Annotated in this window: 26 protein-coding genes, 3 tRNA genes and 1 pseudogene (1 of these 30 running past the window's edge); 7 read left to right on the top strand and 23 right to left on the bottom strand. The window is 66.7% G+C overall.

Translation table 11 applies throughout. The annotated features are described in order from the left end of the window. Positions 1-104: 104 nt before the first annotated feature. The 3 genes from LMJ29_RS13710 (at position 105) to LMJ29_RS13700 (ending at position 3,392) form a co-directional block, all read left to right on the top strand. Positions 105-332 (top strand): DUF2061 domain-containing protein, encoded by a 228-nt coding sequence (locus LMJ29_RS13710; RefSeq protein WP_229606074.1) that lies wholly within the window; start codon positions 105-107, stop codon positions 330-332. A gap of 109 nt (positions 333-441) precedes the next feature. Beyond that, positions 442-2,025, top strand: a complete 1,584-nt coding sequence (locus tag LMJ29_RS13705) for a glycoside hydrolase family 17 protein (RefSeq protein WP_229606073.1) — start codon at positions 442-444, stop codon at positions 2,023-2,025. A gap of 176 nt (positions 2,026-2,201) precedes the next feature. Beyond that, positions 2,202-3,392, top strand: coding sequence for a YbfB/YjiJ family MFS transporter (locus LMJ29_RS13700; protein WP_229606072.1), 1,191 nt, complete (start codon positions 2,202-2,204; stop codon positions 3,390-3,392). Between the two features lie 147 nt (positions 3,393-3,539). Here LMJ29_RS13700 and LMJ29_RS13695 read toward each other — a convergent pair whose 3' ends face one another. From LMJ29_RS13695 to dapA, 5 genes are all read right to left on the bottom strand, one after another. After that, positions 3,540-4,601 (bottom strand): extracellular solute-binding protein, encoded by a 1,062-nt coding sequence (locus tag LMJ29_RS13695; RefSeq protein ID WP_229606071.1) that lies wholly within the window; start codon positions 4,599-4,601, stop codon positions 3,540-3,542. A gap of 282 nt (positions 4,602-4,883) precedes the next feature. Then, positions 4,884-4,973, bottom strand: a tRNA-Ser gene (locus tag LMJ29_RS13690). A 96-nt stretch (positions 4,974-5,069) separates the two neighbouring features. Next, positions 5,070-5,942, bottom strand: coding sequence for a phosphoribosylaminoimidazolesuccinocarboxamide synthase (locus LMJ29_RS13685; RefSeq protein ID WP_229606070.1), 873 nt, complete (start codon positions 5,940-5,942; stop codon positions 5,070-5,072). Between the two features lie 87 nt (positions 5,943-6,029). Beyond that, positions 6,030-6,740, bottom strand: a complete 711-nt coding sequence (gene bamC, locus LMJ29_RS13680; protein WP_229606069.1) for an outer membrane protein assembly factor BamC — start codon at positions 6,738-6,740, stop codon at positions 6,030-6,032. 17 nt (positions 6,741-6,757) lie between these two features. Beyond that, positions 6,758-7,636, bottom strand: a complete 879-nt coding sequence (dapA, locus tag LMJ29_RS13675; RefSeq protein WP_229606068.1) for a 4-hydroxy-tetrahydrodipicolinate synthase — start codon at positions 7,634-7,636, stop codon at positions 6,758-6,760. Between the two features lie 168 nt (positions 7,637-7,804). Here dapA and LMJ29_RS13670 point away from each other — a divergent pair, with 168 nt between their 5' ends. Next, positions 7,805-8,362 carry a glycine cleavage system protein R gene (locus tag LMJ29_RS13670; RefSeq protein WP_229606067.1) on the top strand — a complete coding sequence of 186 codons (558 nt, stop codon included), beginning with the start codon at positions 7,805-7,807 and terminating at the stop codon, positions 8,360-8,362. A 29-nt stretch (positions 8,363-8,391) separates the two neighbouring features. After that, on the top strand, positions 8,392-8,865 hold the full coding sequence (locus tag LMJ29_RS13665; protein WP_229606066.1) for a peroxiredoxin: 474 nt from the start codon (positions 8,392-8,394) through the stop codon (positions 8,863-8,865). A gap of 26 nt (positions 8,866-8,891) precedes the next feature. Here LMJ29_RS13665 and LMJ29_RS13660 read toward each other — a convergent pair whose 3' ends face one another. Then, positions 8,892-9,143 (bottom strand): sulfurtransferase TusA family protein, encoded by a 252-nt coding sequence (locus tag LMJ29_RS13660; protein ID WP_229606065.1) that lies wholly within the window; start codon positions 9,141-9,143, stop codon positions 8,892-8,894. 107 nt (positions 9,144-9,250) lie between these two features. Between LMJ29_RS13660 and LMJ29_RS13655 the strand changes: the two genes are divergently transcribed. Further along, a complete protein-coding gene (locus LMJ29_RS13655) occupies positions 9,251-10,684 on the top strand; it encodes a M48 family metalloprotease (protein ID WP_229606064.1) in 1,434 nt (477 codons plus the stop codon). 63 nt (positions 10,685-10,747) lie between these two features. Here LMJ29_RS13655 and nadA read toward each other — a convergent pair whose 3' ends face one another. The 17 genes from nadA to aspS form a co-directional block, all read right to left on the bottom strand. Further along, a complete protein-coding gene (gene nadA, locus LMJ29_RS13650; RefSeq protein WP_229606063.1) occupies positions 10,748-11,806 on the bottom strand; it encodes a quinolinate synthase NadA in 1,059 nt (352 codons plus the stop codon). A 112-nt stretch (positions 11,807-11,918) separates the two neighbouring features. After that, positions 11,919-11,993, bottom strand: a tRNA-Lys gene (locus tag LMJ29_RS13645). Positions 11,994-12,064: 71 nt separating this feature from the next. Continuing rightward, positions 12,065-12,139, bottom strand: a tRNA-Lys gene (locus LMJ29_RS13640). A 56-nt stretch (positions 12,140-12,195) separates the two neighbouring features. Continuing rightward, positions 12,196-12,870: a 7-cyano-7-deazaguanine synthase QueC gene (gene queC, locus LMJ29_RS13635; RefSeq protein ID WP_229606062.1), complete on the bottom strand. Its 675-nt coding sequence runs from the start codon at positions 12,868-12,870 to the stop codon at positions 12,196-12,198. 1 nt (position 12,871) lies between these two features. Beyond that, positions 12,872-13,519: a 7-carboxy-7-deazaguanine synthase QueE gene (gene queE, locus LMJ29_RS13630; protein ID WP_229606061.1), complete on the bottom strand. Its 648-nt coding sequence runs from the start codon at positions 13,517-13,519 to the stop codon at positions 12,872-12,874. Between the two features lie 119 nt (positions 13,520-13,638). Continuing rightward, entirely contained in the window at positions 13,639-14,445 is an 807-nt protein-coding gene (ybgF, locus tag LMJ29_RS13625) for a tol-pal system protein YbgF (protein WP_229606060.1), read from the bottom strand. A gap of 6 nt (positions 14,446-14,451) precedes the next feature. Then, positions 14,452-14,952 carry a peptidoglycan-associated lipoprotein Pal gene (gene pal / locus LMJ29_RS13620; protein WP_229606059.1) on the bottom strand — a complete coding sequence of 167 codons (501 nt, stop codon included), beginning with the start codon at positions 14,950-14,952 and terminating at the stop codon, positions 14,452-14,454. Between the two features lie 58 nt (positions 14,953-15,010). Continuing rightward, complete coding sequence (gene tolB, locus LMJ29_RS13615) at positions 15,011-16,309, bottom strand: Tol-Pal system beta propeller repeat protein TolB (protein WP_229606058.1); 1,299 nt, start codon at positions 16,307-16,309, stop codon at positions 15,011-15,013. After that, a complete protein-coding gene (gene tolA, locus LMJ29_RS13610; RefSeq protein ID WP_229606154.1) occupies positions 16,306-17,367 on the bottom strand; it encodes a cell envelope integrity protein TolA in 1,062 nt (353 codons plus the stop codon). The genes tolB and tolA overlap by 4 nt, the downstream gene beginning before the upstream one ends. Beyond that, entirely contained in the window at positions 17,364-17,816 is a 453-nt protein-coding gene (gene tolR / locus LMJ29_RS13605) for a protein TolR (RefSeq protein ID WP_229606057.1), read from the bottom strand. Before tolR ends, tolA begins: the two co-directional genes overlap by 4 nt. A 69-nt stretch (positions 17,817-17,885) precedes the next feature. Further along, positions 17,886-18,581 (bottom strand): protein TolQ, encoded by a 696-nt coding sequence (gene tolQ / locus LMJ29_RS13600; RefSeq protein WP_229606056.1) that lies wholly within the window; start codon positions 18,579-18,581, stop codon positions 17,886-17,888. Between the two features lie 2 nt (positions 18,582-18,583). Next, complete coding sequence (ybgC, locus tag LMJ29_RS13595) at positions 18,584-19,027, bottom strand: tol-pal system-associated acyl-CoA thioesterase (protein ID WP_229606055.1); 444 nt, start codon at positions 19,025-19,027, stop codon at positions 18,584-18,586. Positions 19,028-19,079: 52 nt separating this feature from the next. Further along, entirely contained in the window at positions 19,080-20,129 is a 1,050-nt protein-coding gene (gene ruvB, locus LMJ29_RS13590; RefSeq protein ID WP_229606153.1) for a Holliday junction branch migration DNA helicase RuvB, read from the bottom strand. An 18-nt stretch (positions 20,130-20,147) separates the two neighbouring features. Continuing rightward, positions 20,148-20,753, bottom strand: a complete 606-nt coding sequence (ruvA, locus tag LMJ29_RS13585; RefSeq protein WP_229606054.1) for a Holliday junction branch migration protein RuvA — start codon at positions 20,751-20,753, stop codon at positions 20,148-20,150. 17 nt (positions 20,754-20,770) lie between these two features. Next, positions 20,771-21,295, bottom strand: a complete 525-nt coding sequence (gene ruvC / locus LMJ29_RS13580; protein WP_229606053.1) for a crossover junction endodeoxyribonuclease RuvC — start codon at positions 21,293-21,295, stop codon at positions 20,771-20,773. Positions 21,296-21,504: 209 nt separating this feature from the next. Continuing rightward, on the bottom strand, positions 21,505-22,254 hold the full coding sequence (locus LMJ29_RS13575; protein WP_229606052.1) for a YebC/PmpR family DNA-binding transcriptional regulator: 750 nt from the start codon (positions 22,252-22,254) through the stop codon (positions 21,505-21,507). 91 nt (positions 22,255-22,345) lie between these two features. Continuing rightward, positions 22,346-24,121 carry an aspartate--tRNA ligase gene (aspS, locus tag LMJ29_RS13570; RefSeq protein WP_229606051.1) on the bottom strand — a complete coding sequence of 592 codons (1,776 nt, stop codon included), beginning with the start codon at positions 24,119-24,121 and terminating at the stop codon, positions 22,346-22,348. Positions 24,122-24,533: 412 nt separating this feature from the next. Here aspS and LMJ29_RS13565 point away from each other — a divergent pair. After that, a pseudogene (locus LMJ29_RS13565) lies at positions 24,534-24,953 on the top strand (cold shock domain-containing protein membrane protein) (it continues 263 nt past the right edge of the window).

The raw sequence follows: 24,953 nt of genomic DNA, 5'->3' as shown, positions 1-24,953 counted from the left end.
GCTATCCGCGCTATCGACAACGGCCATTTCCCTACCCATACGCTGCAGCTCATGCTTGTTTCCAAGCGATAACCGCTCTCATCCAGCGACCGAGGAGATGCGCCATGCTCAAGACCATGACCTTCACCCTGATGCACTTCTGTATCGCCTTCGCCGTGGCCTATGCGCTGACCGGCAGCGTGGCGGTCGGCGGCCTGCTGGCGGTCGTCGAGCCGCTGTGCAACTCGGTCGGCTTCTTCCTTCACGAAAAGCTCTGGCAGCGCATCGAGCGCCAGACGCCGGCAACGCAGCAATGCGCTCGACGGGTCTGGCACCACCACCACCATGCCTGAGCGGGGTCAAGGCATACTCGCTGCGCGCTGTTACAGTTCGTGCGCGCCTCTGGCGTGCGGGCGGGACGATCTTTAATATCCGCGGCTTCGCCTCTCGACCCGTGCCGCCATGACCGCCCGATCGCGCTCCCTGCCCCTCTACTGCCTTATCCTGCTGCTCGTTCTGGCCGCCCTGGCCGGCCTCTGGTACGGCCTCGGCCGCGACCAGGCCCTGCCCGATCCGCGCCTGGCCAACGGCAAGCTGCAATGCGCGTCCTACAGCCCGTTCGACCATGACCAGTCGCCGTTCAACAAGCCGTTGAATATCCGCCGCGAGCGGGTCGAGGCCGACGTCGCCCTGCTCGCCCAACGCTTCAATTGCCTGCGCACCTATTCGGTCACCGGACTCGACTACCTGCCCGAGCTGGCCCGCCAACACGGCATCAAGCTGATGATCGGCGCCTGGGTCAGCCGCGCGCCCAAGGCGACCCGGCGCGAGATCGAGCGGGTGATCCGCATGGCCAACGCCAACCCGGACGTGGTGAGCGCGGTGATCGTCGGCAACGAGGCGCTGCTGCGCCGGGAAATCACCGCCAAGCACCTGACCGCGCTGATCGAGGAAGTGAAGTCGCGCGTCGAGCAGCCGGTGACCTACGCCGACGTCTGGGAGTTCTGGCTGCGTCATCCGGAGGTGGCTCCGGCGGTGGACTTCCTGACCATCCACCTGCTGCCCTACTGGGAAGACGACCCCACCGGCATCGACGGTGCGCTGGCCCAGGTCAAGCGAGTGCACGACATCTTCGAGGAAAAGTACGCGCCCAAGCAGATCTTCATCGGCGAAACCGGCTGGCCGAGCGAAGGTCGCCAGCGCGAGGACGCCGTGCCCAGCAGGGTCAACGAAGCACGCTTCATCCGCGGCGTGATCGACATGGCCGAGGCGAATGGCTGGCAATACAACCTGATCGAGGCTTTCGACCAGCCGTGGAAGCGCATCAGCGAAGGCACGGTCGGCGGTTATTGGGGCCTGTTCGACGCCCAGCGCGCCGACAAGGGCGTGCTGGCCGGCCCAGTGTCCAACCTGCCCGACTGGCCGCGCTGGCTGGGGCTGAGCGCCCTGCTGCTGGCCGCCGGCCTGCTGCTCGGCGGTGCGCCGCGGGACAGCCGCAGCAGCTGGCAGCTGCCACTGGCCGCCGGCATCGCCGCCGCCAGCCTGGCGCTGTGGTCATTGCAGCTGTGGCTCGACAGCCGCCACTTCGGCGAATGGCTGTGGTTCGGTGCCCTGCTGATGCTGAGCCTGTTCACCGCCGCGCGCGGCCTGTTGCAGCTCAACCCGCCGGCGGCCGGCTGGCGGGCGGAGCTGGCCACCTGGCTGGAGGACCGGGCCGGCATCCTGCTGTTAGCTACCGCACTGGCCGGCGCCTGGCTGATGATGGCCCAGGTGTTCGACCCCCGCTACCGCAGCTTCCCCACCTTTGCCATGCTGTTGCCGGCACTGACCTTCGCGCTCTGGCCGGTGCGCGGCCCGCGGGACGAACTCGGCCTGCTGGCCGTGCTGATCGGCCTGGGCCTGCCGATCATGCTGTGGCAGGAAACCCTGCTCAACGTCCAGGCGCTCGGCTGGGGGCTGGTCGGCCTGCTGCTGACCGGCGTGCTGTGGCGCAGCCGCCAGCCGGCCGGCAGCATCGCCCCGCAGGGTCAGCAAGAGACCGCCTGAAGGCATCGGCCGTCCCATCCCGGCGCGCGCGGCGGCCGGGATCCGCGCCCTTCCGCCACTCCGGCCAAGGGCGTATTGCCTGCGCATAGGGGGCTGCCTAAGCTGCCCCCTCGCAGCCCCGCGCTGCATCCAACGAGAAGAACAGGTCGTCGCGCAGGCGGCCGCAAGGATCGCTGATGACCGCCTTACGCCCTGCCCTGCTGCCGGTGCTTCTCGCCGGCGCCCTGCTACTGCTTACCGTGCACGCCCTGGGCCGCTTCATCTATACGCCGCTGCTGCCCTGGCTGGTGGAAGACGGCCTGCTCAGCCTCAAGCAGGGCGCCGACATCGCCAGCTGGAACTACCTCGGTTACCTGATCGGTGCACTGCTGGCGATCCGCTGGCATGGCATCGCCCAGATCCGCCGCAGTCTGCCCTGGGGGTTGGCGCTGCACCTGGTCTCCACCCTGCTGCAGACCCAGGCCGGCGACGCCGACAGCCTGGCCGCGCTGCGCCTGGTCAACGGCATCGGCAACGGCCTGGTGTTCGTCCAGGCCCCGGCGCTGATTCTCGAATGGCTGGCCCGGCATAACAGCGCCAGTGCCAGCGGGCTGGTCTACCTCGGCGTCGGCGCCGGCCTGCTGGTCTCCAGCGCCCTGGTCAGCCTCAGCGCCGACTGGCTGCACGGCCCGGCCCGCTGGTGGCCGGCGGCCCTGCTCAGCCTGCCGCTGGCCTGGTGGGGCTGGCGGCAGCTGGCGCGCCTGGACACCCCGCATGCGGCCACCCAGGCCACCGCGCGCGGCAGCAGCGGACGCCTGCTGGATCGCCGCAGCATTCCGCTGTTCCTGTCCTACACCGGTGCCGGCATGGGCTACATCCTGCCGATGACCTTCCTGCCCATGCTGGCCCGCCTGCAGCTCGAACCGGGCAGCTTCCTGGTGGGCGGCAGCTGGCTGGTAGTGGCGCTGGCCACCCTGGGCGGTCCCTGGCTATGGAATCGCCTGGGCGCCATCCTCGGCGACAAACGTGCCCTGCAGGCCAACTATCTGGTGCAACTGAGCGGCGTGCTGGCCACCCTGCTGCTGCCCGGCGCCATCGGCATCCTGCTTTGCGCCCTGCTGGTCGGCAGCACCTTCCTCGGCACGGTGCTGCTCACTCAGCGCCTGGGCCGCAGCCTGCAACCGCACCAGGGGCCGCGCATCTCGGCGGCGCTGATCGCCCTGTACAGCGTCACCCAGCTGGCCGGCCCCTGGCTCACCAGCCAGTGGCTGGGCATGGGCGGCAGCCTGCACAGCGCCTTCTGGCTGGGTGCAGGAGCCCTGCTGTGGGGCGGCCTGTGGACCCTGGCGGTTCCCGCCGAGCAGGCGACGATACGCTCCGCCCGTTGAGCGCCCAGGTCATGCAGGCGCGCAGACGGGCACCAGCGCGCCGCGTGCCGCACTCGGGAATGACCGGCGCGGCAGAGCGACAAACCCTCCACCCCGAAAATGCCAAGGCCCCGATCATTCGGGGCCTTGGCGAGAGGCAGGTCGCACTCAACGAGCCTGGGGCGAGTCCTTCTGCAGTCGCGGCCAGAAGTCCGTGACCAGCTTTTCCACCTCTGGCTTGGGCTCCACGAAGCCGAACATCCCGGTGCTCAACTGGGCGGCATGGAAATCCTGGCCACTGGACTCGAGCAACTGGCGAGCCTTGACGTTGGGCGTCTGGTAGTAGGTGGCGCGAGCGATCTGCGCCGACACCTCCGGCCGCAACAGGTAGCTGATGAAGGCCTTCGCCTCTTCCGGATGCTGCGCCGACTTGGGAATGGCCAGGATATCGACGAACACCAGGGTGCCCTCATCGGGCACCAGATATTTGATCGGCTGGCCCTTGGCCGCCGCGCCCAGTGCGTCGCCGACCCACGCCATGCTGACGCAGGTCTTGCCGGCATTGAGATCCTCGATGTAACGCTCGCTGTCGACGTAGCGGTAGTGCGGGCGCAGTTCGTTCAGCTCGCCAAACAGCCGCTCGGCATAGCCCGCGCTGAGGGCGTTCAAGCTGCGGCCGCGATAGTTGGCGAGCAGGCTGAGCACGTCGTTGGGCGAATCCAGCAGGGTGACCCCGCATTTGGACAGCTTACCCACCAGCGTCTTGTCGAACACCAGCCCCCAGGTATTCGGCACCGGACCGCCCAGCGCTGCTTCCGCCTGCGGAACGTTGACCGCCAGACCGATGCTGCCCCACAGATAGGGGACGCCGTAGGCCTTGGCCGGATCCGCCACGGTCAGGCGGCGCACGATCAGCGGCTCCATCGCTTCGTAGCCGGGCAATCCGGAAGCACCGTACGGCTGCAACAGCCCCTCGCCGACCATTTTGCCGAAGTTGTCGGTGGACGGGACCACGACATCTAGCGCTTCGCCCTGCTTCAGCAGGTCATAGACCTCCTGGTCATCCTCGTAGGTGCGATAGTTGACCTCGATGCCGGTTTCCTTGGTGAAGGTTTCCAGCACCTGCGGATCGATATAGTCGTTCCAGTTGGCGACATTCAGGGTCTGCCCCTGGGCCGCGGAAATCGACAGCGCCAGCAGCGGCGCAGTGAGCCATTTTTTGTTGTTCAAGAGGGATGCTTCCATTCAATGTTGGGACCGGTCCTGATCGAGGCCAGCGCTCCCCCACCCCGGAAGCCCGGCGAAAACTGCGATCATTCCTGGATATGCATGATAGTTCCGTGCCAACCCGACATGCATAATAGCTACAAATCTTTTCAGATTTTAGTGGCGCGTGAGTGCGCGCAGGCGACGCCGGCGAAGAGCGTCCGCCGGCGCGAAAACAGAAGGTGGGAAACGGGGAGCCCCCGGAAACGACAAAGCCCCGGAAGTCCGGGGCTTTGTCTGGATATATGGCGGGGAGATAGGGATTTGAACCCTAGGAACCATTGCTGGTTCAACGGATTTCGAATCCGTCCCGTTCGACCACTCCGGCATCTCCCCAAGTCGGCGCGCATCATATCAGCTCCGAACCGTTTGGCGAACCCCCTGGCGAGGATTTTTTCACGTAGGATCAGATGCTTGCGCGCCGCGCACGACTCAGCTGGTCAGTCGGGTCAGCGCCTCGCGGTACTTGTCCGCGGTCTTCTGCGCCACCTCGGCCGGCACGGCCGGGGCCGGCGGCTGCTTGTTCCAGCCGGTCGACTCCAGCCAGTCGCGCACGAACTGCTTGTCGAAGCTCGGCGGGTTGCTGCCTTCCGCGTAGCTGTCGGCCGGCCAGAAACGGCTGGAGTCGGGGGTCAGCGCCTCGTCCATCAGGGTCAGGGTGCCGTCCTCGTCGAGGCCGAACTCGAACTTGGTGTCGGCGATGATGATGCCGCGGCTCGCCGCGTACTCGACGGCGGCGCTGTACAGGGCGATGGCTGTGTCGCGCACCTTGGCGGCCAGCTCGGCACCGACGATCTCCTCGCAGCGGGCGAAGGAGATGTTCTCGTCATGATCGCCCACCGCGGCCTTGGTCGACGGGGTGAAGATCGGCTGCGGCAGCTTGGAGGCTTCCTGCAGGCCCGCCGGCAGGGCGATCCCGCAGACGGTGCCGCTCTTCTGGTACTCCTTCCAGCCGGAGCCGACCAGGTAGCCGCGCACGATGGCCTCCACCGGCACCGGCTTGAGGCGCTTGGCGACCACGGCGCGGCCCTCGACCAGCGGCAGCTCGGCGGCCGGCACCACGTCCTCGACCCGGTCGCCGGTGAAGTGGTTGGGGACCAGGCCCTTGAGCCTGTCGAACCAGAAGTTGGAGATCGAGGTGAGGATCTTGCCCTTCTCCGGAATCGGCTCGGCGAGGATGACGTCGAAGGCCGACAGACGATCGGTGGCCACCATCAGCATGCGCTTGTCGTCGATTTCGTAGAGGTCGCGAACCTTGCCCGAGTAGATCTTCTTCAGGCTCAGGGTGGTGGGAGTGCTGGTCATAGCGGCATTTCCGTCTCTGGCAAACAAAACAGGCGAAACCCGGGGGTTTCGCCTATCGCTGGTGGGGCCGGGGCTCTGCGGGCCCGCTCAGCCAAGGTGGTCCTGGATCAGCCCCAGCACGCGGCGCGCCACGTCGGCCGGCGCCACTGCCTCGAGGCTTTTCTCGACCGAGACCTGCACGCTGTCGCCGACCGTGGTCAGGCGCACCTGGTAGCGCTCGGCGCGGGCCTCGACCTCTTCGGCGTCAGACTCGCCGCCCAGCAGGCGGGAGAAGAAGCCCGGCTTCTCGTCCGGCTTCTGCGCCTCTTCGGCAAGGTTGATGTAGTAGATACCCAGGCTGCGGTTCATGTCGTCGACGCGCACGTCGGCGTCCTGCAGGGCACGGCCGACCGCCGACCAGGCGCGATCGAAGTCGGAAGCCAGGGTCAGCAGCGGGTTGCCGCTGCCGTCGGTATTCAGGCTGATCCGCTCCGGGGCATCGAAGCTGCGCTCGGAGAGCAGGGACACGCTGCCACCCTCGGTAGCGCGATCGAGGTCGCCTGCCAGCGGTTTCTGCGGGCGGGGTACTTCATACTCGCCGTCGGCGGCGGGAGTCGACACCGCGGCCGGCACCGGCAGCAGCGGCTCGATACGGCGCGCCTCGACATCCGGCGGCATCTGCATCGGCGCCGTCTCGCGGGCCGCCAGGTAGTCGCCGCTGCGATCACGGAAGTAGCCCTCGTCGCCCCACAGCCAGCTGCATCCGCTGTTGCTACCGACGATCAGGGCGAGCACGGAAAGTCCGGCCAGTCGCTTCATGCGTGGATCTCCCTCGATCAGGCCAGTACACCGGCCTGGCGCATGGCCTGGCGCAGCGGCTCCTGGCAGCCCTGGCTGAGCCAGGTCAGCGGCAGGCGGATGCCCGCGGGGATCAGGCCCATCTCGGAAAGGGCGAACTTGACCGGAATCGGGTTGGCTTCGCAGAACAGCAGCTTGTGCAGCGGCATCAGGCGCTCGTTGATGGCGCGGGCGGCCTCGGCCTCGCCACGCATGGCCAGGGCGCACAGCTCGCTCATGTCGCGCGGCGCGACGTTGGCAGTCACCGAGATGTTGCCCTTGGCGCCCATCAGCATCAGCTCGACGGCGGTAGCGTCGTCACCGGAGTAGACCAGGAACCCAGGGGCGACCTTGTCCAGCACTTCCTTGCCACGGGCCAGGTCGCCGGTGGCTTCCTTGACGCCGATGATGTTCGGCACTTCGGAAAGGCGGGCGATGGTGTCCGGCAGCATGTCGCAGGCGGTGCGCCCCGGCACGTTGTAGAGGATCTGCGGGATGGCCACCGACTCGGCGATCTTGCGGTGGTGCAGGTACAGGCCTTCCTGGGTCGGCTTGTTGTAGTACGGGGTCACCAGCAGGCAGGCATCGGCGCCGGCCTGCTTGGCGGCGGCGGTCAGCTCGATGGCCTCGCGGGTGGAGTTGGCGCCGGTGCCGGCGATCACCGGGATGCGGCCGGCCACCTGCTTGACCACCTGGCGGATCACCGCCACGTGCTCCTCGACGTCGAGGGTCGCGGATTCACCGGTGGTGCCGACCGCGACTATGGCGTTGGTGCCTTCGCGGAGGTGAAAATCGACCAGCTGGGTCAGGCTGTCCCAATCCAGACGGCCTTCTGCATCCATGGGCGTGACCAGTGCCACCATACTGCCCGCAATCATGCAACCACTCCTGCCGCTATATATAGAAAGGCGTAATGGTACTGTCGCTACCGGCCTTGCACAAGCTGGCGCCCGCGCCCGGGCATTCCCCTGGTCGGCGCTTTTCGCTACCCTTCCCGGCTTTGCCGGCAAGTCTTCGCCGCCCTCTTTTTGCACCAGGAATTCTGCATGTCGACCCTTCCACCCCGTGAACAGTTTCTCGTGATCAGCGCCCTGGGCCCCGCGCCCATGGAGCTCACCAGCGTACTCTGTCGCGCCGCCCAGGAATGCCGCTGCAACGTGACCAGCAGCCGCCTGACCCGTCATGGCGAATACAGCGCTCTGGTCCTGCAGGTCTCCGGCAGCTGGGACGCCCTGGCCCGTCTCGAGGCCAACCTCGGCCCGCTGGCCAAGCGCCACAAGCTCAGCCTCAACCTGATCCGCAGCGCCGCCGCGGAGGAGCGCCCCAACGCGCTGCCGTACGTGGTGTACGTCAGCGCCGCCTACCGACCGGACATTCTCGGCGAGCTGTGCCAGTTCTTCAGCGACCAGCGCGTCGAGCTGGAGAGCCTGACCTGCGACACCTACCAGGCACCGCAGACCGGCACCCTGCTGCTCAATGCCACCATCACCGTGACTCTGCCGCCGGGCACCCAGATCAGCTGGCTGCGCGACCAGTTCCTCGACTTCGCCGACGCCCTCAACCTGGATGCCCTGATCGAGCCCTGGCGCCCGCAGAATCCGTAAGCCCCCCCGACACAGACCAGGAGCTCAGCATGCCGGTAGCCATCGATTCGCCCGTCGCCGATTTCCAGACCCAGGCCACCAGCGGCCAGCAAGTCCAGCTCAGCGCCCTGCGCGGCCGGCAGGTGGTGCTGTACTTCTATCCCAAGGACAGCACCCCCGGCTGCACCACCGAGGGGCAGAACTTCCGCGACCTGCACGAGGCGTTCGCCGCCGCCAACACGCTGATCTTCGGCGTGTCGCGCGACGGCCTGAAGTCGCACGAGAACTTCAAGTGCAAGCAGGCCTTCCCCTTCGAGCTGATCTCCGACGCCGACGAGCAACTGTGCCAGCTGTTCGACGTGATCAAGCTGAAGAAGCTGTACGGGAAGGAATACCTGGGCATCGACCGCAGCACCTTCCTGATCGACCAGGACGGCGTGCTGCGCCGGGAATGGCGCGGGGTCAAGGTGCCGGGCCACGCCGAGGCGGTGCTCGACGCCGCCCGCGCACTCCACGCCGGCTGAGTCGCAGGCGCCGGCCGGCGCCCCTTTCAGGCCTTGCGCAACCAGTAGCGAAAGCTGCCGGCGGCCTCTTCCTCGTGGAGTAGCGCGTGCCCGGCCAGACGGGCGAAGGCACGGAAGTCGCGCTGCGAGCCCGCATCGGTGGCGATCACCTTGAGCACCGCGCCGCTGGGCAGGCGGTTGAGCTCCAGCTTGGCCTTGAGCAGCGGCAGTGGGCAGTTCAGGCCGCTGGCATCCAGTTCGGCGTCGTGGGCCGGCGGCAGCGCGGCGGTCTCGGTCATCGTCAGTCTCCGGCAAATGCGACGCAGCATACCCAAGCCGGTGCGCGACTGGCCAGCCGAGCCCGGCAGCGGCTAGAGTAACTCTCCCGCCGTCACGAGCCCGTGCGATGAAGATCCTGCGCCCCACCCTGCTGACCCTGGCCTGCCTGCTCGCCGCCCCGACCTTCGCCAGCGAGCTGCCGGAGCTCGGCGACGCCAGTTCCTCGATCGTCTCTCCCGACCAGGAATACCAGCTCGGCCGCGCCTGGCTCAACGTCCTACGCGGCCAGGTGAAGAGCCTGCCCGATCCGCTGCTCGAGGACTTCATCGAGAGCAGCGTCTATCGCCTGGCGGAAACCAGCCAGCTGCAGGACCGCCGCCTGGTCTTCGTCCTGCTCGACAGTCCCGAGCTCAACGCCTTCGCCGCTCCCGGCGGGGTCATCGGCGTCAACGCCGGCCTGTTCCTGCATGCGAACACCGAGGCGGAGTATGCCTCGGTACTCGCCCACGAACTGGCCCACCTGTCGCAGCGCCACTTCGCCCGCGGTCTTGAGGAGCAGAAGCGCCTGCAGGTGCCGATGATGGCCGCCATGCTCGCCGGCGTGGTCGCCGCTGCGGCCGGTGCCGGCGACGCCGGCATCGCCGCCATCGCCTCCAGCCAGGCGGCGGCGATTCAGGCCCAGCGCAGCTTCTCGCGGCAGAACGAGCAGGAGGCCGACCGCATCGGCATCCTCAACCTGCAACAGGCCGGCTACGATCCGCAGGCCATGCCGAGCATGTTCGAGCGGCTAATACGCCAGTACCGCTACACCCGGGTGCCGCCGGAATTCCTGATGACCCACCCGCTCAGCGAATCGCGGGTGGCCGACACCCGCAACCGCGCCGCCCAGTTCGGCGCCGGCGGCAATACCGACAGCCTGCGCTACCAGTTGATGCGCGCGCGCGCGCAACTGGCCTACGAGAACTCCCCGGGCATGGCCGCCAAGCGCTTCCGCGCCCTGCTCGACGAAAATCCCCGCCTGGATGCGGCGCGCTACGGCCTGGCGCTGGCGCAGATCAAGAGCGGCCAGCTGCAGAACGCCACCACCACGCTGCAGCCGCTGCTCGACAAGGCGCCCAACGACGCCATCTACAACCTGGCGCAGGTCGAACTGGACGTCGCCGGCAACCAGCTGGACGCCGCCGACCGGCGACTCAAGCGCCTGCTCGACCAATACCCGGGCAATTACCCGGCACGCCAGGCGCGCAGCGAGCTGCTGATCAAGCAGGGCCGCCCGGCCGAGGCGGAGAAGCTGCTCGACGCGCTGCTCAAGGAGCGTCCGCGCGACGCCGAGCTGTGGCGCCAGCAGGCGGAAACCCGCGGCCTTTCGGGCAACATCATCGGCGTGCACCAGGCACGCGCCGAGTACTTCGCACTGACCGGAGACTACAAGCAGGCCATCGAACAACTCGACTTCGCCCGCCGCCGCGCCAGCAGCAACTTCCAGCTGGCCGCGCGCATCGATGCCCGCTACAGCGAACTGAAGGAAGAGCAGCGCATGGTCGAAGACCTGCTCAAGTGAGCCGGCAGCCGAGAAAACAAAAGGCCCGGCTGCTGGCCGGGCCTTCGACTTGCTCCGCCTGAGTCAGGCGTTGCCGCCCTGCTTGAGGCGCGCCGCCTGGGTAAAATCGAGCATGCGCTTGAGCGGCTTGACCGCCTTGGGGATCAGCGCCGGATCGACGTGGATCTCGTTGCTGCCGCGGCGCAGGCAGTCGAGGGTGCGCTCCAGGGTGTTCATCGCCATCCACGGGCAGTGCGCACAACTGCGGCAGGTCGCTCCCTGGCCGGCGGTCGGCGCCTCGATGAACGACTTGCCGGGGCACAGCTGCTGCATCTTGTAGAGGATGCCGCGATCGGTGGCGACGATGAAGATCTGATTGGGCAGGGTCTGCGCCGCCTTGATCAGCTGACTGGTGGAGCCCACCGCGTCGGCCAAGGCGATCACCGACTCCGGCGATTCCGGATGTACCAGCACCGCCGCCTCGGGATACAGCGCCTTGAGGTCGTGCAGTTGCTTGGCCTTGAACTCCTCGTGGACGATGCACGCGCCCTGCCAGATCAGCATGTCGGCGCCGGTCTCGCGCTGGATGTAGCCACCGAGGTACTGGTCCGGCGCCCAGAGGATCTTCTCGCCGTTGTCCATCAGGCTCTCGACGATCTCCAGCGCGCAGCTGGAGGTCACCACCCAGTCGGCACGCGCCTTCACCGCCGCCGACGTGTTGGCGTAGACCACCACGGTACGCTCGGGATGCTGATCGCAGAACGCCGAGAACTCCTCGACCGGGCAACCCAGATCCAGCGAGCAGGTCGCCTCCAGGGTCGGCATCAGGATGCGCTTCTCCGGATTGAGGATCTTCGCCGTCTCGCCCATGAAGCGCACGCCGGCGACGACGATGGTCGAGGCCGGATGCTGGCTGCCGAAGCGGGCCATTTCAAGCGAGTCGGCCACGCAACCGCCGGTCTCCTCGGCCAGCGCCTGGAGGATCGGATCGACGTAGTAGTGGGCGACCAGCACGGCGTCGCGGGCCTTGAGCTCGGCGGCGATGGCCTGGCGGTAGTCGGCGATCTCCTGCGCGGTCAGCGCGCGCGGCTGCTTGGCATCCAGATGGGCCTGCACCAGGAGTCGTTCGGAAATCTGCGTCATGTTCGCTGCACCTGAAAGGTTGGGTGCGGGAACCGGAGTATAACCCCGTTCCAGAGCACCAGACGGGATAACAAGCGGGAGGTGGAACGGGGAGAAACAGGAGCGGGGAAAGTGGTGGGTCGTGTAGGGGTCGAACCTACGACCAATTGGTTAAAAGCCAACTGCTCTACCACTGAGCTAACGACCCAGGTGATGCATGCTACTAATCAGCCTCAGCAAATCAAGAATTCTCGACCTTCATGAGGCTGACGAAAAAAGTGGTGGGTCGTGTAGGGGTCGAACCTACGACCAATTGGTTAAAAGCCAACTGCTCTACCACTGAGCTAACGACCCAACGCCTGCGCATCATACTGATTTAATTCAGAATTTCAACCTTATTCTGCATTCATTCAACGATAGCGGGTCGGATCGGCAACGGCGGCGGCCTGAAAACCCTCGGCACGCAGGCGGCAGCTGTCGCAGCGACCGCAGGCGCGACCGTCGGCATCGGCCTGGTAGCAGGACACGGTCAGCGCGAAATCCACGCCCCGGGCGATGCCGGCCTGGATGATCTCGGCCTTGGACAGGTACTGCAGCGGTGCGCGAATCCGGAAGCCGTTGCCCTCGACGCCCGCCTTGGTCGCCAGATTGGCCAGGCGCTCGAAGGCGTCGATGAACTCCGGGCGGCAGTCGGGATAGCCGGAGTAGTCCACCGCGTTGACGCCGATGAAGATGTCGGCGGCGCCGAGCACCTCGGCCCAGCCCAGCGCCAGGGACAGGAACAGGGTGTTGCGCGCCGGTACGTAGGTCACCGGAATGCCCTCGCCCGGCTGCTCCGGCACGGCGATCGAGCTGTCGGTCAACGCCGAGCCGCCGATGCCGTTGAGATCGATGCCGACCACCTTGTGCTCGACCGCGCCCAGCTGGCGCGCCACCCGCTCGGCGGCCTGCAGCTCGGCGCGATGGCGCTGGCCGTAGTCGAAGCTCATGGTGTAGCAGGCGTAGCCCTCGGCGCGCGCCATGGCCAGCACGGTGGCCGAGTCGAGGCCGCCGGACAACAGGATTACCGCTTTCTTGTCGCTCATCTCAGTGCCCCGGCTCGTCGTTCCACAGGTACTTGTGCAGCTGCAGCTGCAGACGTACCGGCAAGTTGTCGGCGATGATCCATTCGGCCAGGGTGCGCGGCTCCAGCTGGTGATGGCTGGGCGACAGCAGCACCTCGCCGGCACGCTCGTCCAGGCGGTACTCGATAAGCTTGGACACCGCCCAGTCGTAGTCCTCGCGCGAGCAGACGACGAACTTGACCTGATCGTTGCCGGTCAGCTCGGCCATATTCTCGTAGCGGTTGCGGCCGACTTCGCCCGAGCCCGGAGTCTTCAGGTCGACCACCCGACTCACCCGGCGGTCCACCGCCGCGATGTCCAGCGCTCCGCTGGTTTCCAGCGAAACGTCATAGCCGGCATCGCACAGGGCGCTCAGCAGCGGCAGGCAGTTGGGCTGCGCCAGCGGCTCGCCGCCGGTCACGCACACGTAGCGCGGCCGGTAGGCGGCGACCTGATCGAGGATCGCCTCGAGGGTCATCAGCTCGCCGCCGCTGAAGGCATAGGCGGTATCGCAGTAGTCGCAACGCAGGGGACAGCCGGTCAGGCGCACGAATACGGTCGGCAGGCCAACGGTGCGCGCTTCCCCCTGCAGGGAAAAGAAGATTTCGGTGATTCGCAGTGTCTGGGTCATAAGCCACGGGCGTGATAGCGAAACAGGCCATCCGCCTCCGTTGCAGAAAGTGGAAAAGGGCGGCGATTTTAACGAAAAAACCCGCGCCGGGCGCGGGTTCCTTCGTCAGCGGCAGTTCGTCAGGGCAGGCGGGCCAGATCGCGCTGGGCCAACTGGGCTGCCGAAGTACCGGGATACTGGGCGATCACCTGCTGGAGAATGCCCTTGGCCTTGGCGGCGTTACCGAGGCGCTGCTCGACGTCGGCGAGCTTGTACAGCGAATCGGCCACCTTCTGGTGCTGCGGATAACTCTGGCTGACCTGGGCGAAGGCGCGGCCGGCGCCCTGCAGGTCGCCCTGGGCGAGCTTGACCTCACCCAACCAGTACTGGGCATTGCCGGAGTACTGACTGTTCGGGTACTTGCGCAGGAAGGCGGTGAAGGCCTGGTCGGCCTTGGCGAAATCCTTGGCCTTGATCAGATCGAAGGCAGCGTCGTAGAACAGCTTTTCCTTGGCCGGATCGCCCGGCGTGCCGTTGCCGGCCGGTGCGACCGCGGGAGCTTGGGCTTGCGAGGCATCGCCCGGCGCAGCGGCGGGGGCCATCGGAGCCGGCGCGGGCGCCTGGGCGGAGGAGGAAAGACGGCCATCCAGGTCCTGGTAGCGTTCCAGGCTTTCCTGCTTGAGGCGCTGGATCTCGTACTGCTGCTCTTCCAGCGTGCCCCGCAGGCGAGCGACCTCTTCCTGCAGCTGCTGCAGCTGCAGGAAGAGTTCAGCCTGTGCCGAGGCCGGCGCAGCCGCATTGGTTGCGCCGCCGGCATAGGCAGCTCCCGTCGCCCCATAACCGGACGGCGGATAACCGCTGCTACCTTCCATGACGGGCACCTGGGCCCAGGTCGAAAGCGGCGCGGCCAGGGCCAGCAGGGTCAGGAGACGGGAGTGCTTGCGCATGGCGTCTTACTTCTTCAGCTCGACGCGACGGTTCTGGGTCCAGCTCTCTTCGCTGCTACCCATGGCCACCGGACGCTCTTCGCCGTAGGAAACCAGTTCCAGCTGGGCCGGGGACACGCCCTGCAGCACCAGGTAGCGCTGAACGGCCTTGGCACGACGCTCGCCCAGAGCCATGTTGTACTCACGGGTGCCGCGCTCGTCGGCGTGGCCTTCCAGGACGACGCGCTGGCCGCTGGCCTGCAGGTCGCGAGCGTGGACGTCCAGAGCGCGCATGGCTTCCGGCTTCAGGTCGGAGCTGTCGTACTCGAAGTAGAAGGTGGTGATGGCGCGCAGAGCGGCCTCTTCGCTGCCCATGCTGCCGTCGACGGCGCCGGCGTTGGCACCGTAGCCGGCGTTCGGATCAACGGCACCTTCGCCAGCGGCGTCGCCGCCCTTGGAGGAACAACCCACTGCAACGGCCATGGCCAGAGCCAGAGCGGCGAACTTGCCGAATTTCAGCATTTCCATTGTATTACTCCTAAAACCCCATAGATAAGATCAAACACACAACAAAGCGAGGCCGCCCTCAGTTCAGATAGGGTGACCAGGAAGGCTCGCGAATTTCGCCCTGGGCTGCGGGGATCGGGAGGCGGACGCGTCCATTGGTGGACACGAGCATGAGCACGCCCCGACCCTGCTGACGGGTGGCGTAGATTAGCATGGCGCCATTGGGTGCGACAGTGGGCGACTCGTCCAGACTGGTCTCCGAAAGCACGCGCAGGTTGCCGCGCTGCAGGTCCTGGGCGGCCACCTTGAACACCGTGAAGCCCTCCTGACGGTGCACCATCACCAGCGTCTTCTCGTCAGCGGACAGCTTCGGGTTGGCGTTGTAGTTGCCGACGAAGGTGACCCGCTCGGCCGCACCGGAGGCGATGTTGGTCTTGTAGATCTGCGGCTTGCCGCCACGGTCGGAGGTGAAGTAGATGGTCTGCCCGTCCTTGCCCCAGAACGGCTCGGTGTCGATCGCCGCATTGTTGGTCACGCGACGCACCTGACGGCTGCCCATGTCCATCACGTAGATTTCCGGGTTGCCGTCACGCGACAGGGTGAAGGCCAGGCGATTGCCGTCCGGCGACCAGGCCGGGGCACCGTTGAGGCCCTCGAAGTTGGTGACCTGCTCGCGGCGGCCGGTATCGATGTTCTGCACGAAGATGCGCGGGCGCTGCTGTTCGAAGGACACGTAGGCGATGCGGCGGCCGTCCGGCGCGTAGCTCGGCGAAACGATCGGCTCGCGCGACTGCAGCAGGGTCACCGCGCGGGCGCCGTCGTAGTCGGCGCGCTGCAGGGTGTAGCGGGTGTTGTTGACCGAGAAACGTTCGGCGGTAACGAACAGCAGCTTGGTGGAGAAGGCGCCCTTGATGCCGGTGAGCTTCTCGAACGCCTGGTCGGAGATGAAGTGCGCCATGTCGCGCAGCTGGGCGGTGGTGCCGCCGACGGTGCCGGTCAGCATCTGCTGTTCGGTGGTGACGTTGAACAGCGCGTACTGGATCTGCAGGCCGGCGCCGCCCGGCACCATGCTGCCGGTCAGCACGTACTGCGCGCCGAGGGCCTTCCAGTCGCGATAGATCACCTCGCTGGCCTGGCCCGGCAGGCTGATCATGTTCTGCCGCGGAATCGGCTCGAAGTAGCCGGAATTGCGCAGGTCCTTGCCGATGATGTCGGCCATGTCCTCGGGCAGCACGGCGCCGCCCTGGGAGGCGAACGGCACCACGGCAATCGGGATCGCCCGGTCGGTGCCGCTGGAGACCACCAGCGGGTCGGCCGCGCTCGCCACACCGGCGAGCAGCGTCAGGCCCAGCAGGGCCACGCGGATCAGGATGTTCACAGACTCAAGTCCTCCGGTTTGAAGATCATCGCTCGCTGTCGATACATGCGATCGAAGGTCGGGCGGTCCAATTGCTGTATTTCCGGGATGCGGCCGACGTTGCGTACCGCAGCTACCGCCGAATTGTCGAAGGCCACGTCACCGCTGGAGCGGCTCACGCTGGCGCTGGTGATGGTGCCATCGGGCAGCATCTGGATGGTTACGGTCACGCTCATCCCTTTGCGGGCCGACGGTGGGCGCCGCCACTCCTGACTGACCAGACTGATGATCAGGTCGTCGAGGTTGCCGGCCACCTGATCGCCGACCTCGTCGGCCAGCGCCTGCTGGTGCTGCACGTCGTCGGCGAGCAGTTCGGCCAGCGCGGCAGCCTTCTTGTCTTCCTGCGACTTGCGCGCCTGCGCAGCGTCGGCTGCCGCTTTCTTCTTCGCCTCCTCGGCGGCGGCCTTCTTCTTGGCTTCTTCGGCAGCTTTTTTCTTCGCCAGTTCCTCGGCGGCCTTCTTTTTCGCGGCCTCTTCCGTCGCTTTCTTCTTCGCGGCTTCCTCGGCAGCCTTCTTCTTGGCTGCTTCCTCGGCCGCTTTCTTCTTGGCGATATCGGCCTGCTGCTTCTGCTCGGCGGCCTTCTTCTCGGCATCCGCCCTGGCCTTGGCGGCGGCCGCCTCTTTCTGTTTCTGCGCCTCGGCGGCCTTGGCCTGCTCGGCCTCCGCAGCCTTCTGCTGCTCGGCCGCCTTGGCCTCTGCAGCCTTCTTCTGCTCCGCTGCCTTGGCCGCGGCCAGGCGCTGCTGCTCGGCCTTCTTCTGCTCCATCTGCTCGGTTTCGTACTGCGGAGCGGCGGTCTTCTTGGCCTCGCCGGCGATGCGCTGGTTGGTCTGCACCGTCGCCTGGCTCTGCGACTTCAGCTGATAGAGGGTCGCCTGGACGATCGGCCGCGACGGCGGCAGCTCCGGCGTCATGGCGAAGCTGACGAACAGCATGGCGAAGATCAGCGCGTGCAGAGCCACGGCCCAGACGACCGGCCAGAAGTAGCTTTCCGAGGAGGAGCGCTCGTGTTGCTGCATCAGGGCGCCTCGGTAATCAGCCCGACATTGCCCACGCCGGCCTGCTGCAGGCCGCCCATGGCCGCCATGACCGCGCCGTAGTCCACCGCCTTGTCACCACGGACGAAGACCTGGATCTGCTTACCCTGGCTGCGCCCCTGGTTCATGATCGCGGAGACCGCGCGGGTCATTTCCTCGAGGGTCAGCGCCTTGTCCTGCACCGTATCGACGTCGACTTCACTACCCATGTTCCAGTAGTAGGTCTTGTCGGCCTTGATCGAGATGGTCAGCACCTGGGCATTGTTGTCCTGCGGCAGCGCCTCGCTGCTGACCTTGGGCAGGTCGACCTTGACCCCCTGGTTGAGCATCGGTGCGGTCACCATGAAAATCACCAGCAGCACCAGCATGACGTCGATGTAGGGAACGACGTTCATCTCGGCGACCGGCTTGCGTCTGTTGCGAATTCTGGCCATGTCTTATCGAACCTGTCGGAGAACCTGGTCCGATGCGCCGGGCAAGGCCTGGCGCATCGGAGGACGGCATCAATCGTCGCTGGTGTGCACCTTGCGGTGCAGGATGGCCTGGAACTCGTCGGCGAAGGTGTAGTAGCGGCCGATCAGCAGCTCGCCGCGCGCGGAGAAGCGGTTGTAGGCGATCACCGCCGGAATCGCGGCGAACAGACCGATGGCGGTGGCGATCAGCGCCTCGGCGATGCCCGGCGCCACGGTGGCCAGGGTGGCCTGCTGAACCTGGGCCAGGCCGCGGAAGGAGTTCATGATGCCCCACACGGTGCCGAACAGGCCCACGTACGGGCTGGTCGAACCGACGGTGGCGAGGAACGGCAGGCTTTGCTCGAGCTTCTCCTCCTCGCGGGAGATGGCGACGCGCATGGCGCGGTTGACGCCGTCCATCACCGCGTCCGGATCGACGCCCGGCTGCTGGCGCAGACGCGAGAACTCCTTGAAGCCGGCGCGGAAGATCTGCTCGACGCCGGAATCCGGGTCGGGGCTGCTGCCGGCCTGGCGATACAGCTTGGACAGGTCGATGCCCGACCAGAAGCGCTCCTCGAAATTGTCCAGCCCGCGCTTGGCGGCACGCAGCATGGTGCTGCGCTGGAAGATCATGATCCACGAAGTGACCGAAGCGGCGACCAGGGCCAGCATCACCAGTTGCACTACGAAACTGGCATTGCTGATCAGGCTCCACATGGACATATGGTCAACGGCGTTGGCTTCCACGCTTACTCTCCTGCAGGGATTTGTCCCGCGCCAGCGAAGGCTGCGCGCAGCGCTTCGGGCATGGCCCGGGGTTTGAAACTGTCGGCGCGCACACAGGCCACCGTGATCCGTCCTTCACAGAGCAGTGCATCGTCAGCCGTGCGGCGAACCTGCTGGGCAAAGACCAGGCTGGCCCGATTGAGTTCGTCGACCTCGGCACTGACCACCAGTTCGTCGTCGAGCCGCGCCGGCGCCAGGTAGCGCGCCTCGACCGAATGAACGACGAACAGCAGGCCCTGCTCGGCCAGTTGCGACTGGGCGACGCCCAATGTACGCAACCGCTCGGTGCGGGCCCGCTCCATGAACTTGAGATAGTTGACGTAATAGACAACGCCACCGGCATCGGTGTCCTCGTAATAGACCCGACAACGGTGGGTGAACGGCTGGCTCTTGTTTTGCGCGCGCATACTCTAGTCCCGGCTCCCCCGGTTGCCAACGGCCATGGCAACTATTTTTCCGTCACTCATCGGTTGCCGACAGCCCTGCGACGCCGACTTCGCCCAGCCGGCCCGGCACGTCGAGGCCGAAATGCAGATAGGCGTGGCGGGTCACCACCCGCCCGCGCGGCGTGCGCATGATGTAGCCCTGCTGGATCAGATAGGGCTCCAGCACGTCCTCGATGGTGTGGCGTTCCTCGCCGATGGCCGCCGACAGGTTGTCGATGCCCACCGGGCCGCCGTCGAACTTGTCGATCATGGTCAGCAGCAGGCGACGGTCCTGATGGTCGAAACCGTGGGCGTCGATATCCAGCATGTCCAGCGCACGATCGGCGATATAGCGACTGATCACCCCCTGACCGCGCACCTCGGCATAGTCGCGCACCCGGCGCAGCAGCCGGTTGGCGATGCGCGGGGTACCGCGCGCGCGGCGGGCGATCTCGTAGGCGCCGTCCGGGTCGATGGGCAGACCGAGGATGCCGGCCGAGCGGCCGACGATGGTCGAGAGATCGGCGGTGCTGTAGAACTCCAGGCGCTGGACGATGCCGAAGCGATCGCGCAGCGGGTTGGTCAGCATGCCGGCACGGGTGGTCGCGCCGATCAGCGTGAAGGGCGGCAGATCCAGCTTGATCGAACGCGCCGCCGGCCCCTCGCCGATCATGATGTCGAGCTGGTAGTCCTCCATCGCCGGATAGAGCACCTCCTCGACCACCGGCGACAGGCGATGGATCTCGTCGACGAACAGCACGTCGCCCGGCTCCAGGTTGGTCAGCAGCGCGGCCAGATCGCCCGGGCGCTCCAGCACCGGGCCGGAGGTGCTCTTGATCGACACGCCCATTTCCTGGGCAATGATATTGGCCAGGGTGGTCTTGCCCAGGCCCGGCGGGCCGAAGATCAGCGTGTGGTCCAGCGCCTCGCTGCGCCCGCGCGCGGCGCGAATGAACAACTCCATCTGCTCGCGCACCACCGGCTGGCCGATGTACTCGGCCAGCTTGAGCGGGCGGATGGCGCGATCCTGCTGCTCCTCGCGCTCGCGCGGGCTGGCGGTGACCAGACGGTCGGCTTCAATCATCACGCATCACTCACGGGTTCAGGCCATGCCCTTCAGGGCGCGGCGGATCAGTTCTTCGCTGGACAGGCCGTCCTCCTCCACCAGGCTGACGGCGCGACTGGCCTCCGCCGGCTTGAAGCCCAGCGCCAGCAGGGCGCTGATCGCATCGCCCTGAGCGCTTGAGACTGCCGCCACGCGCGCAGGTTCCACGACCAGCGGAGCGATGCCCGGCAGCGCTTCCCACGCCTGGAAGCGATCCTTGAGCTCGACCAGCAGGCGCTCGGCGGTCTTCTTGCCTACGCCAGGCACCCGGGTCAGCGCCTTGGTGTCACCGGCCTGCACGCAGCGTACCAGCTCATCGACCTCGAGGCCCGACATCAGCGCCAGCGCCAGCTTGGGGCCGACGCCATTCAAGCGGATCAGCTCGCGGAACAGCTCGCGCTCGCGCTTCTCGGCAAAGCCATAGAGCAGATGGGCGTCCTCGCGCACCACCAGGTGGGTATGCAGGGTCACCGGCTCGCCCACGCTGGGCAGGCGATAGAGGGTGGTCATCGGCACTTCCAGCTCGTAGCCGACCCCGCCGGCGTCGACCAGCAGGTGCGGCGGCTGTTTTTCCGCCAGGGTTCCGCGCAAACGTCCGATCAAGATTGCTAATCCTCAGGTTACAAACGCAAGCGCCCGTCGCGCCGCCGGGCCGCGCCCAGACCGTGGGGCAGCAGGCTCTGCCGGTGATGGGCATGGCACAGGGCGATGGCCAGGGCATCGGAGGCGTCGATCTGCGGCTTCTGCACCAGGCCGAGCAAGTGCATGACCATCAGCTGCACCTGCTGCTTGTCGGCGCCGCCGGTACCGACCACCGCCTGCTTGACCTGGCTGGCGGTGTATTCGGCCACGCTCAGGCCCTCCTCCATCGCGGCGACAATCGCCGCACCGCGCGCCTGGCCGAGCTTGAGCGCCGAGTCGGCGTTGCGCGCCATGAATACCTGCTCGATGCCCAGCATCACCGGGCCGTGCAGGCGGATCACCTCGCGCACGCCGCGATAGACCTTCTGCAGGCGCTCGGCCAGCGGCCCCTCGCCGGTGCGGATGCAGCCGGAGGCCACGTACTCGCAACCACGCCCGGTGTCGCGCACCACGCCATAGCCGGTGATGCGCGAACCGGGGTCGATACCGAGAATAAGGGTCATGCCGAGGTCATCCGAACTTGTTCGACAATGCCGCCGCCCTGGCTCACTGTCTATTTATCCAGCCGGGAGTATAGGCCGGGCGCCCTGCCCCGTCACGCGACGACGGACCGGCTGCCGCCAGAGCATGACGCCGCGCGCAAAACCGGTGGCAGAAAAAAAGCCGGAAGAGGCCCAGCCCCTTCCGGCTCCCGAGACCTGCAGCGTGGGACTCAGCCCAGCTGTTCCATGATCTCGTCGGAAATCTCGGCGTTGTGGTAGACGTTCTGCACGTCGTCGAGGTCTTCCAGCATGTCGATCAGCTTCAGCACCTTCTGGGCGGTTTCCAGATCGGCGATCGGCGCGGTGATCGAGGGGATCATGGCGATTTCCGCCTCGTCGCCCTTGAAGCCGGCGGCGGTCAGCGCCTCGTTGACCGCCAGGAAATCGGCGAAGGAGGTGTACACCTCGACCGAACCGTCCCCCTCGGCGACCACGTCGTCGGCGCCGGCCTCCAGCGCGGCCTCCATCAGAGCTTCCTCGTCGACGCCCGGAGCGAAGCTGATCTGCCCCTTGCGGTCGAACATGTAGGCCACCGAACCGTCGGTGCCGAGGTTGCCGCCGCACTTGCTGAAGGCATGGCGCACTTCGGCCGCGGTGCGGTTGCGGTTGTCGGTCATCGCTTCGATGATGATCGCCACGCCGCTCGGCGCGTAGCCTTCGTAGCTCAGCTCGACCATGTTGTCGGCTTCGGTGGAGCCGGCGCCGCGGGCGATGGCGCGCTCGATGGTGTCACGGGTCATGTTGGCGGTCAGCGCCTTGTCCACCGCCAGACGCAGACGCGGGTTGTCCGCCGGCACGCCGCCACCGTGCTTGGCCGCGACGGTCAGCTCGCGGATCAGCTTGGTGAAGATCTTGCCGCGCTTGGCGTCCTGACGTTCCTTACGGTGTTTGATGTTGGCCCATTTGGAATGACCTGCCATGACTCTCTCCGTCGTGTTACTGGTGGATCTGCTACGTTTGCCGCGCCGAAACTGAAAGAGCCTGGCATGACCAGGCTCCTTGGCAGGCGGCTTATTCGGCCTTGGGCTGCTCGCGCAGGCGAATGTTCAGTTCGCGCAGCTGCTTGGCGTCGACCACGCCCGGCGCCTGGGTCATCACGCAGGCGGCGCTCTGGGTCTTCGGGAAGGCGATGACTTCACGGATCGAGCTGGCGCCGGTCATCAGCATGACCAGACGGTCCAGACCGAAGGCCAGGCCACCGTGCGGCGGCGCGCCGAACTTCAGGGCGTCGAGCAGGAAGCCGAACTTCTCCTGCTGCTCGGCCTCGTCGATGCCGAGGATGCGGAACACCGCCTGCTGCATTTCCTTGCGGTGGATACGGATCGAACCCCCGCCCAGCTCGGTGCCGTTGAGCACCATGTCGTAGGCGCGCGACAGCGCAGCGGCCGGATTGGCCTCCAGCTCGGCCGGGGTGCACTTGGGCGCGGTGAACGGGTGGTGCATGGCGGTCAGGCTGCCGTCGTCGTTTTCCTCGAACATCGGGAAGTCGACCACCCACAGCGGGGCCCATTCGCAGGTCAGCAGGTTCAGGTCATGGCCGAGCTTGATGCGCAGGGCACCCAGGGCTTCGGAGACGATCTTCGCCTTGTCGGCACCGAAGAACACGATGTCGCCATCGACCGCGCCGACGCGGTCGAGGATCACGTTCAGGTTGTCCAGCGGGATGTTCTTGACGATCGGCGACTGCAGGCCTTCGACGCCCTTGGCACGCTCGTTGACCTTGATGTAGGCCAGACCCTTGGCACCGTAGATGCCGACGAACTTGGTGTAGTCGTCGATCTGCTTGCGCGGCATGGACGCAGCGCCCGGCACGCGCAGCGCGGTGACGCGGCACTTGGGATCGTTGGCGGGACCTGCGAATACCTTGAAGTCCACGTCCTTGAGCTGGTCTTCGACATCGACCAGCTCCAGCGGGATGCGCAGGTCCGGCTTGTCGGAACCGAAGCGACGCATGGCTTCGGCCAGGGTCATGTGCGGCAGCTCGCCGAACTCGACGCCCAGCACTTCCTTGAACAGGTTGCGGATCATGGTCTCGGTCAGGCCCATGATGTCCGCTTCGTCGAGGAAGCTGGTCTCGATGTCGATCTGGGTGAATTCCGGCTGACGGTCGGCACGCAGGTCCTCGTCGCGGAAGCACTTGGCGATCTGGTAGTAGCGGTCGAAGCCGGCGACCATCAACAGCTGCTTGAACAGCTGCGGCGATTGCGGCAGGGCGAAGAAGCTGCCGGCGTGGGTGCGGCTGGGCACCAGGTAGTCGCGCGCGCCTTCGGGGGTGGCGCGGGTGAGGATCGGCGTCTCGACGTCGAGGAAGCCGTTGTCGTCCAGATAGCGGCGGATGCTGCTGGTGATGCTCGAACGCAGCTTCAGCTTGGCGGCCATTTCCGGGCGGCGCAGGTCGATGAAGCGGTAGCGCAGGCGGGTTTCCTCGCCGACGTCGCTGTACTCGTCCAGCGGGAACGGCGGGGTCTCGGCCTGGTTGAGCACTTCCAGCTCGTAGCCCAGCACCTCGATGGCGCCGGAAGCCATGTTCGGGTTGACCGCGCCGGCCGGGCGCAGGCGCACCTTGCCGGTGATCTTCACCACGTACTCGCTGCGCACGCGGTCGGCCGCGGCGAAGGTCTCGGCGCGATCCGGGTCGAACACCACCTGGGCCAGCCCCTCGCGGTCGCGGATGTCGAGGAAAATCACGCCACCGTGGTCACGACGGCGATGGACCCAGCCGCACAGGGTGATTTCCTGGCCGTCCAGGCTTTCGTTGAGTTGGCCGCAATAGTGGCTGCGCATCATGGTCGGTTCGCTTCTCGAAGGTCGGTCTTGAAATCCTGACGGCGGTCGCAGCGCGCTTCTCGCACGACGACCGGCCCTGGCGCAGACGGCGCGCCCGCTGCGGGTGCACACGCGTCATGCCGTGACAAAGGGCGGGGATTATAGCCTGAAAAATCCCCCCGGCGCAGCGTCCACCGGGCCGGCACGCGACCATGGTCGAATTGCCGCGGAACACGGTGGAATTGAGGGCGCACGGGCTTTTGCGGTTAAATAGCCGGTGCATCCGACCGCTGGCGCATCCATCCGCCGAGCCTGTGTCCGCACCGTCCAGCCTGACCTGTTCGCCAGGGCGTTTCTCCCCTCCGCTTCGCCGCCGTCAAGCCCGGACGCGTTCTTCACGTATCCGATCGTTACCAAGGTGATTTCTTTGAGCATTCTGAAAACCGTCCATCTGCTCTCGGGCGCGGCCGCCCTGCTGCTGTCCTTCGTGCCCAGCCTGCGCGCCGATGCCCTGCCCTGGCTGCAGCAGCCCGAGGCGCTCTATCTGGCCTTCACCGGTCTGGCCAACCTGCTGATCGCACCGCTGGCCGACGCCGCCAACCGTCGCCTGCAGCGCCTGGCCAGCGCCCTGCTGGTGCTCGCCGTGGCCGTGCAGTGTCTCGCCCTGCTGGTGCCACTGGACAGCCTGGCCGGCCTGCCGGTACCGCTGCTCACCCTGCTGGCCGTTGCCGCCGCCGCGCTGATCCAGCTCCTGCCCGGCCAGCCGGCCAGTGCCCCGGCAGCCGCCAGCCAACCGGCCAAGGCGCCGGCGGCGCCGCGTGCCGCGCCGGCCGTGGCGGCCAGCGCCACGCCG

The sequence above is a fragment of the Pseudomonas oryzagri genome, from assembly GCF_020831405.1.
Lineage (GTDB): Bacteria > Pseudomonadota > Gammaproteobacteria > Pseudomonadales > Pseudomonadaceae > Geopseudomonas > Geopseudomonas oryzagri.
Note: the sequence above shows the minus strand (reverse complement) of the source record. Positions and strands in the feature narration are given on the sequence as shown.

Coding starts and splice junctions, on each gene's coding strand:
- LMJ29_RS13705 (WP_229606073.1), top strand. CDS start 442: ATGACCGCCCGATCGCGCTCCCTGCCCCTCTACTGCCTTATCCTGCTG.
- queC (WP_229606062.1), bottom strand. CDS start 12,870: ATGAGCGACAAGAAAGCGGTAATCCTGTTGTCCGGCGGCCTCGACTCG.
- LMJ29_RS13710 (WP_229606074.1), top strand. CDS start 105: ATGCTCAAGACCATGACCTTCACCCTGATGCACTTCTGTATCGCCTTC.
- LMJ29_RS13575 (WP_229606052.1), bottom strand. CDS start 22,254: ATGGCAGGTCATTCCAAATGGGCCAACATCAAACACCGTAAGGAACGT.
- ybgC (WP_229606055.1), bottom strand. CDS start 19,027: ATGCGCGCGCAAAACAAGAGCCAGCCGTTCACCCACCGTTGTCGGGTC.
- pal (WP_229606059.1), bottom strand. CDS start 14,952: ATGGAAATGCTGAAATTCGGCAAGTTCGCCGCTCTGGCTCTGGCCATG.
- LMJ29_RS13685 (WP_229606070.1), bottom strand. CDS start 5,942: ATGACCAGCACTCCCACCACCCTGAGCCTGAAGAAGATCTACTCGGGC.
- LMJ29_RS13660 (WP_229606065.1), bottom strand. CDS start 9,143: ATGACCGAGACCGCCGCGCTGCCGCCGGCCCACGACGCCGAACTGGAT.
- LMJ29_RS13670 (WP_229606067.1), top strand. CDS start 7,805: ATGTCGACCCTTCCACCCCGTGAACAGTTTCTCGTGATCAGCGCCCTG.
- ruvC (WP_229606053.1), bottom strand. CDS start 21,295: ATGACCCTTATTCTCGGTATCGACCCCGGTTCGCGCATCACCGGCTAT.
- ybgF (WP_229606060.1), bottom strand. CDS start 14,445: ATGCGCAAGCACTCCCGTCTCCTGACCCTGCTGGCCCTGGCCGCGCCG.
- ruvB (WP_229606153.1), bottom strand. CDS start 20,129: ATGATTGAAGCCGACCGTCTGGTCACCGCCAGCCCGCGCGAGCGCGAG.
- tolR (WP_229606057.1), bottom strand. CDS start 17,816: ATGGCCAGAATTCGCAACAGACGCAAGCCGGTCGCCGAGATGAACGTC.
- LMJ29_RS13665 (WP_229606066.1), top strand. CDS start 8,392: ATGCCGGTAGCCATCGATTCGCCCGTCGCCGATTTCCAGACCCAGGCC.
- LMJ29_RS13700 (WP_229606072.1), top strand. CDS start 2,202: ATGACCGCCTTACGCCCTGCCCTGCTGCCGGTGCTTCTCGCCGGCGCC.
- aspS (WP_229606051.1), bottom strand. CDS start 24,121: ATGATGCGCAGCCACTATTGCGGCCAACTCAACGAAAGCCTGGACGGC.
- dapA (WP_229606068.1), bottom strand. CDS start 7,636: ATGATTGCGGGCAGTATGGTGGCACTGGTCACGCCCATGGATGCAGAA.
- nadA (WP_229606063.1), bottom strand. CDS start 11,806: ATGACGCAGATTTCCGAACGACTCCTGGTGCAGGCCCATCTGGATGCC.
- LMJ29_RS13655 (WP_229606064.1), top strand. CDS start 9,251: ATGAAGATCCTGCGCCCCACCCTGCTGACCCTGGCCTGCCTGCTCGCC.
- queE (WP_229606061.1), bottom strand. CDS start 13,519: ATGACCCAGACACTGCGAATCACCGAAATCTTCTTTTCCCTGCAGGGG.
- bamC (WP_229606069.1), bottom strand. CDS start 6,740: ATGAAGCGACTGGCCGGACTTTCCGTGCTCGCCCTGATCGTCGGTAGC.